At 42.7% G+C, this 6,989-nt stretch carries 1 protein-coding gene and 1 pseudogene; both read left to right on the top strand.

What is annotated here, in order from left to right:
* Positions 1 to 1,353 (top strand): annotated as a pseudogene (locus BMZ93_RS06440) (DUF1542 domain-containing protein); the annotation flags it as partial.
* A 320-nt stretch (positions 1,354 to 1,673) separates the two neighbouring features.
* Positions 1,674 to 6,989 (top strand): KxYKxGKxW signal peptide domain-containing protein (locus tag BMZ93_RS06435; RefSeq protein ID WP_143404282.1); only part of this gene is annotated, 5,316 nt, incomplete at its 3' end.

The following is a 6,989-nucleotide window of genomic DNA, read 5'->3' as shown; positions in this document are numbered from 1 at the left end:
GATGATCAAAAGGCAGCTGAAACGAAGAAAATCAATGACGCTGAAGAAGCCGACAAGGCAAAGTTGGATAACCCAACGAATGCCCAAGACTTGGCGAACAAGGTAGCAGCTTCAACAATCGATTTAGACCTTTCAGGTTTGAAGTCAGACGTTGAAAACAACTATTCTTCATTGGACGACCAAAAGAAGGATGCAGCTAAGAAAATTGATGCTGCAGCCAACGCAGCCAACGATGCTATTGACGCTAACAAGAACTTGACTGACGACGATAAGAAGGCAGCGAAGAAGGTTATCGCAGATGAAGCGAAGAAGGCAACGGACGCTTTGAACGATACAAACAGTGCCCAAGAATTGTCAGATTCTACTGCTGATTCGGACTTTAAGAAGGCTGTTAACGATGTATACAATGACATCAACGCCCATACTTCATTGGACGATCAGAAGAAGTCTGTAACCGATAAGATTGCTGCTGATCAAAAGGCAGCCGAAGATGACATCGATGCGAACAAGAACTTGTCAGACGACGAGAAGAAAGCCGCTAAGAAAGTCATTGATGACGCTGCCAAGAAGGCAACGGATGCAGTCAATAACTCAGACGATGCACAATCATTGAAGGACTCAACAGCAGCCGCTGACTTTAAGCAGGCCGTTGAAGATGAAAACAAGGAAGTTGCTGCTCACGCATCATTGGATGATCAACAGAAGGCAGCCAAGGAAGCCATCGCTAAGAAGGCGCAAGATGCTAAGGATGCTATCAACTCAAACAAGAACTTGAGTGCTGCTGACAAGAAGAACGCTCTTGAAAAGATTGATCAGGCTGTGGCGACTGTTGATGCTCAAATTGAAGCGACAACTGATGCAACAACGCTTGGCCAAATCGTGGCAGACACAAGCTTCGATACAGCTATCCAAAGTGTTCTTGATGAAGCTAATAACCAACCTTCATTGGATGCACGTAAGGACGCAGCTAAGCAAGCTTTGATTGCGGAAGCAAACAAGCAAAAGGCCGCCATTGACGCTGACTTGACTTTGTCACCAGCGGATAAGGCAGCGCAAAAGGCTAAGATTGATGCCATCTTGGCTGATGCAGAACAGAAGTTGGCAGCGGCTGATTCATATGATGACGTTCTTGCCATCAATGCAGATGCCATTACAGCCATGGAAGCGGCACATCAGTCTGGTAATGGTTTGTACGTTGAACCAAAGGCAGCTGAAGCTCCTAAGGCTAAGGCAACATTACCAGCTACTGCTCAACGAGTAGACCGTCACGCCAGTGCTGGTTTGCTTGCCGCAGCTTCACTTTCACTGGGTGCATTCTTTGCAGCTAAGAAGAAGTCGAAGAAGCAAGGGTAATTATTGAACTAAATCATTATTCTAAAAAGTCCTCGAGCGAGAATGCTCGGGGGCTTTTTGCTGTTGTTATAAGGTTTTTTTGACGCGGTAAAAAGTCAGTATAAAGTCATTTTTAATCCGGAAAAAACATTTATTTAAAAATAAAAAGAGAGTAGGGGTATGCTTCACTTTTTTATCTATTATTTTTAAAAATAAAGATATGTATTTTTAATATTTATATTATAACCGTTTCATATAGTGTATTCTTTTGAAATATATGTACTATAAATGTTACAATATTGTTACGACTATTTATATTTTGTATTTTAAGGGGCCCATTTATGGACACGAAACACACAAGAAAAGAACACTTCAAGATGTATAAGGCGGGGAAGCACTGGCTATATGCTGCTATCACCGCCTTTGCAGTTACTGGTGCTACGGCCATGACTGCCGACATTGAAGACACCATCGGCCATGGTTGGCACTTTGGTGGGACGCACCGAGTGAGTGCGGATTCGAATACCGACGCAACGGTGGCTAAGTACAAGCCAGCGTATTTTACTGCGGATGGTAAGCGTACTTATGATAAGAGTAAGGCATATGATGGTTTTACTTTTAATAGTATTGAAGACGCGATTGTGGGTGATTATAAGACGACGCCACAAGTCTCTGCTTATACCGGCGTAACCATTGAAGTTCGTAATGCATATGTCCGTTACAATACGAATACACAAAGACTAGAAGTGTTTCTAGTTCTTAAAAAATCAACCGTTGTTGCAGTTCAAAATATTGGTTATGACTTAGTTGGTGGTTGGGGACATCGTGCCAAAAAAGAAAGTCCGAACTCTAGCTCTTTTAAGAATGATCAATTCGTTGTTAATAAGGATAAGCTAGTTAGTGACAGCTCATTTTATGTAACAAATGGTGGAACGCGACAATATTTAAATGATTTATACTCTAGTTTCACTTCTTTTGGCTCATATGCCATTTCAACAAGTTATGTAGCATCTTATCAATCTAGTGGCAATAGCGCTACGAATGGTTCACGAACGACCAAAGAACAAAATTATACAAGTAAAAAACAATTAGCAGATCGATTAGCGAAGATTACGATTGATAAAACTGATATTCAAAATGAATTTAATAATCTTTTGGAAAAGTATCTAAAAGAAGTAGAAGAATGTTCAGATAAATCAAGCGTAAATAGTACTGAGAATAGTTTTAAGAGTAGTTTTAATGAAATTTCCTCTAAAATTACCGCACTCGAACAAAAAGAAGCCGCCCAAAAGCTAATCACGACTGCCAAGTCGGATGTTACCAGCGATGGTAACGCCTACTACGAAAACCTAAAGAAAATTCTTGATGTTTCTGGCCTTTCAGAAGCCGAGAAGGTTTCAATTTCTGCTGCCTATTATCAAGCGGTGGAAGACCAAGCCAATGGGATTACTGGAAGTACTTCAGAGGAAGTAACTCAATCAGCAGAAGCTGCCAAGCAGACTTTGAAAGACAAGTACCAAGATGCCATTTCTGATGCTTACCAGCAGGCGATTAATGCTGCCGAAAAGCGTGCGTTGAACAGTCTTTCAGATTCTGAAAAAGAGAAAAAAACATCAGAGTTCGATGGTATTGTCAGCGGTAAAGTCGCTGCCTTTGATAAGACAGCGTCGGTTAATGATGTCATAACGGCTATCACGTCAACAAACTTGGATAATTTGTTTAAGAACACAGAGGCGAAAGCTGATTTCCAAAAAATTGTTGAACGAATTAAGGAAGACATCAAAAACGATCCGGAATTAACCTCAGCTAATAAAATTGCAAATGGTAAGGCCGTACAGGATGCTGCCAATAGTTACAGTGATAATTTAACGAATAATGTAACGTCTGCTTACGCCCAATTTAAGGCAATGCAGGATGCAGAAAAGAAGTTACGTGAGTTAGCTGCTGCTAACCGCCAAACACTGTCCGATGCACAAAAAGATGTAAAAAAGTCTCTAGATGCCATTTATGCCAAAGCCGTTGATGAAATCAATAAGGATGATTCGTTAGCTGTGGTTAACGGCACACACATTGACTATTCCGCTCGTGATAAACAGTTGGCGGTTATTAAGGAACTTTGGCAGCGAGCATACGGTGAAGTTGACCAAGCGAAGACTTTGGACGAAGCCTATGCCGTTATTTCAAATGATGGTGAATCATTGAAGAACATGCACAGTGAGAAAAAGGCCGCCCGTGAGAAGTTGAAGGCCAAGGCTGAGAAGGGACTATCTGATTTAGAAGAGATTCTTAAGCGTGACCGTTCTGGAAAGCGCTATGTTGATCAGACGCGTGCCAAGGCCCAGGCAGCGATTAATGCTGACCTAGAGAAGGCTTATAACGAGATTGATGACGCGACTTTTGAAAAAATTTCTGAAAAAATTTCGGATACAAGTGAACAGTTAACAAAAGACATTGATGCTGCTTTGAACAAGAAGCGTTATGCCGGTAACTACGATGCGACCCGTAAGAACTGGTGGAACCAGTTTGTCGCTGTTCGAGACCAGGCAATTGCTGATTTGAATAAGCGTAAACAGGATATCGCGCAATCGCCATATAACGGTAATACCAACCTTACGATTGGTGAAATTGACCGTCAAATCGCATCCATTATGGATATTTCACAGGAAGTGTGGAATGAAATCTTTGCGAAGCGAATGCCAAAGCGGACGAACGTAAAGGCTTATGATCGTGAAGTGAAGAGGAAGGGAAAGCAAGCTAAGACTTACTTTGCCGTCATGGATAAGAAGACCGTTGTGAACGGTACTTTGAAGGAACAGATGGATCGTGTCCGGGACATTAGCGGAAAGAAGACATCTGCCCGTCAAAAGGTTGCTGAAGCAGCGCAAGCGGCTATTAAGGACATTGAAAATCAATCTGCAACGATGACGTCTGATGAAATGCAGACGGTGATTGATGGCTTGAACAAAACCTATGATGAACAGGTCATGATTATTGACCGTATGAACGACGCGGCTGATATCGATGCTGCTGGGGATGCGGCCTCCAAGAAAATTACGGACCAGAAGGATAAGGATAAGAAGGCGGCAGCCAAGTCCATGGCAGACCGTCAAAGTGAATATGCTGCTAAGATTCAAGCGGCAGTTGACGCGGCTAAATCGGCAATTAATCATTCTGCACTTTCTACGGCTGAAAAGGCCCTCCAACAGGAATCTGTTCAAAAGGCTGGGGATGCTGCCATCGATAAGGTGAAGGCAGCCCATACGAAGGTTGATGACCTGGTCAAAGACTTTAACGAGGGGATGGCCACTGTTCAAGGTTTGACGAATGAACAGAATAAGTCACGTCAGACTTTGGCAGATAAGGCCCAGACGGCCATCGATAAGATTAATGGTGAAAGTCGTTTGAAGGAAAGCGAAAAACAAGCCTTAATCAAGAAGGTCAACGATGCACTTTCAACTTATCAGCAGGCAGCCGACCGAACGACCACCATTAAGGATGCACAAGATGCTGCTTCTAATGCAGACTTTGAGACGCTGTTGAAAGACGTAACGAATTTCTCAAATATTCCAAATGATAAGCAACCCGTTGTTTCAACTGACGCCATTGCTGCTATTAAGGATGCGGTCGCAAAGGCTAAGGCTCAAGTTGAAGCGGATAGCTCACTTTCTGATGATTCAAAGCGTAACCAGAAGAAGGCGATTGACGCCGCTGCTTCAGCTGCGATGACGAACATTGAAAATGCCGGTAATGATGCTGCAACCGTTAAGACTGCTGTTTCGAATGGCGTTGATAACATTTCAAAGTTGCATGATTCAAAGAATCAACTGCATGTTGATGCTGAAAAAGCAGCTGCTGATGCTCGCAATGCAGTTGAAAAGGAAGCGACTTTCTCAGATGCTGATAAGGCAGAACGTAAGCAGTTGATTGATAATGCCTTGCGTGATTATTTGGCCGTTGTGGACGGTGTTTCTGATGCTGGCAGTGTGACGGCACAAAGCGCTAGTGCACATGGAAAATATGTATTAGAATTAGCGAAAGCACAGACACCGGGTACTACCTTTGATGCCATTCGTGGCGAGGCTTTGTCAAAATTGGAAGCAGCATACAATGCGAATAAGCCAGGAACTTCTGCTAGCCAAGCAGCTAAAGATGCTTATGAAACGCTTTATAGTGATTCGAAAGCGATCATCAACAATTCTAAAAATGCGCAAGAAGTTAAGGATAACTTGCCTGGTGCTCTTGACCAGTTGAAGAACATTAATGCTGATAAGGATTCAGCCAACGCTTCTTTCAAAGAACGTGCTCAAAAGGCATTGGATGATTTGGCTGCCTCAGATGCGCCATCTGACCAAAGCAAGCAGTTGAAAGAGACTTTGGAAAAGGCCTTAGATGCTGCTGTTGACAATGTTGATAAGCAAACATCACGTGAAGGTGTGGCGAATGCCAAGGATAATGCCGACTTAGATGCAGCCATTAAGAATTCATACGTTCACGATTCGTTGGCTAAGATTCGTCAGGACGCCATTGATCAAATTAATGATTTGGCGGATTATGAACAGTCATTAATCGATGATGGAATTCCTAATCCTGATTCTGAAGAGATTGTAACGAAGGAATCAACATTTAGTGCAGATGAGAAGGCTAAGCAGAAGGCCTACATTGAAGAAAAGCGCAATGCTGCGCTTGAAAAACTTAACGATTCTAGTCTGACGACTAAGGGTGAAATTGATAAAGTCGTTGAAGAGACAAGCCAATTAATCGATGGTATTACTGAAGCTAAGCAGGAACTGCTTGATGCAATGACTGCTGAACACGGTAAGGCTGTTGATGCTATCAATGGAAACAAGAACCTAACGATTGCTGAAAAGAAGGCAGCAATTGAAAAACTTGATGCTGCCTTTAAGGCCGCGGAAGCGAAGGTTTCTGACGAAACGGACTTTTCTAAGCTCGAAGGCATTGATACGGATATAGAGGATAAGGATGAAAATGTCCTCTATACGACGACTGACTATTCAGAGAACCCACATTTCAAGGAAATGAAGGGACTGTTAGATGCTGTTACGGGTGCTGAACATGCGTCCTTGGACAATCAGAAGAATACTGCAGCTGAAGCACTTCGTCAGTATGCAAAGGATGAGTTTGAAAAGGCTGCTACTGAAGCTAAGCTAAGCGAAGCTGAAAAAGTAAATGCTAAGACTGCTTTGGATAAATTTGTTGAATCTGTTATTAGTTCAAACATTGATGTCGTAACTGAAGCTGAAGACATTGCTGGTGCTTTGGCACAATCTAAGACCGCGGTTGATAACTATCTCGATTTGAAGAAGGATGCCTATAAGACGATTGAACAAGCTGCTCAAGATGCTAAGAATTTGTTGAATAACTTAGCTGGGGATGCTTCTGATACTAATTCTGCTAAGGGTAAGGCCTACGCCGAAATTGATAAGCTTGCTGAAAATGCAGATAAAACAATTGATGACGGTGAAGGCAAGGCCGACGATGTTCAGTCAAACACTCAAAAGGGTGTGGATGAGATTAAGAAGGCGGCGGCTGGATTGCTGGTTCAGGCCGCAGCGGACAAGGCCAATGATTACATTGACCAGTTGAAGTTGAATGATGAAGACAAGGCGCAGGCCAAGGAAAACATCAAGAACGATTTG

This window comes from Fructobacillus durionis (assembly GCF_900112405.1).
In the GTDB taxonomy this organism is placed as follows: Bacteria; Bacillota; Bacilli; order Lactobacillales; family Lactobacillaceae; genus Fructobacillus; species Fructobacillus durionis.
This window is presented reverse-complemented; position numbering and strand designations above follow the sequence as displayed.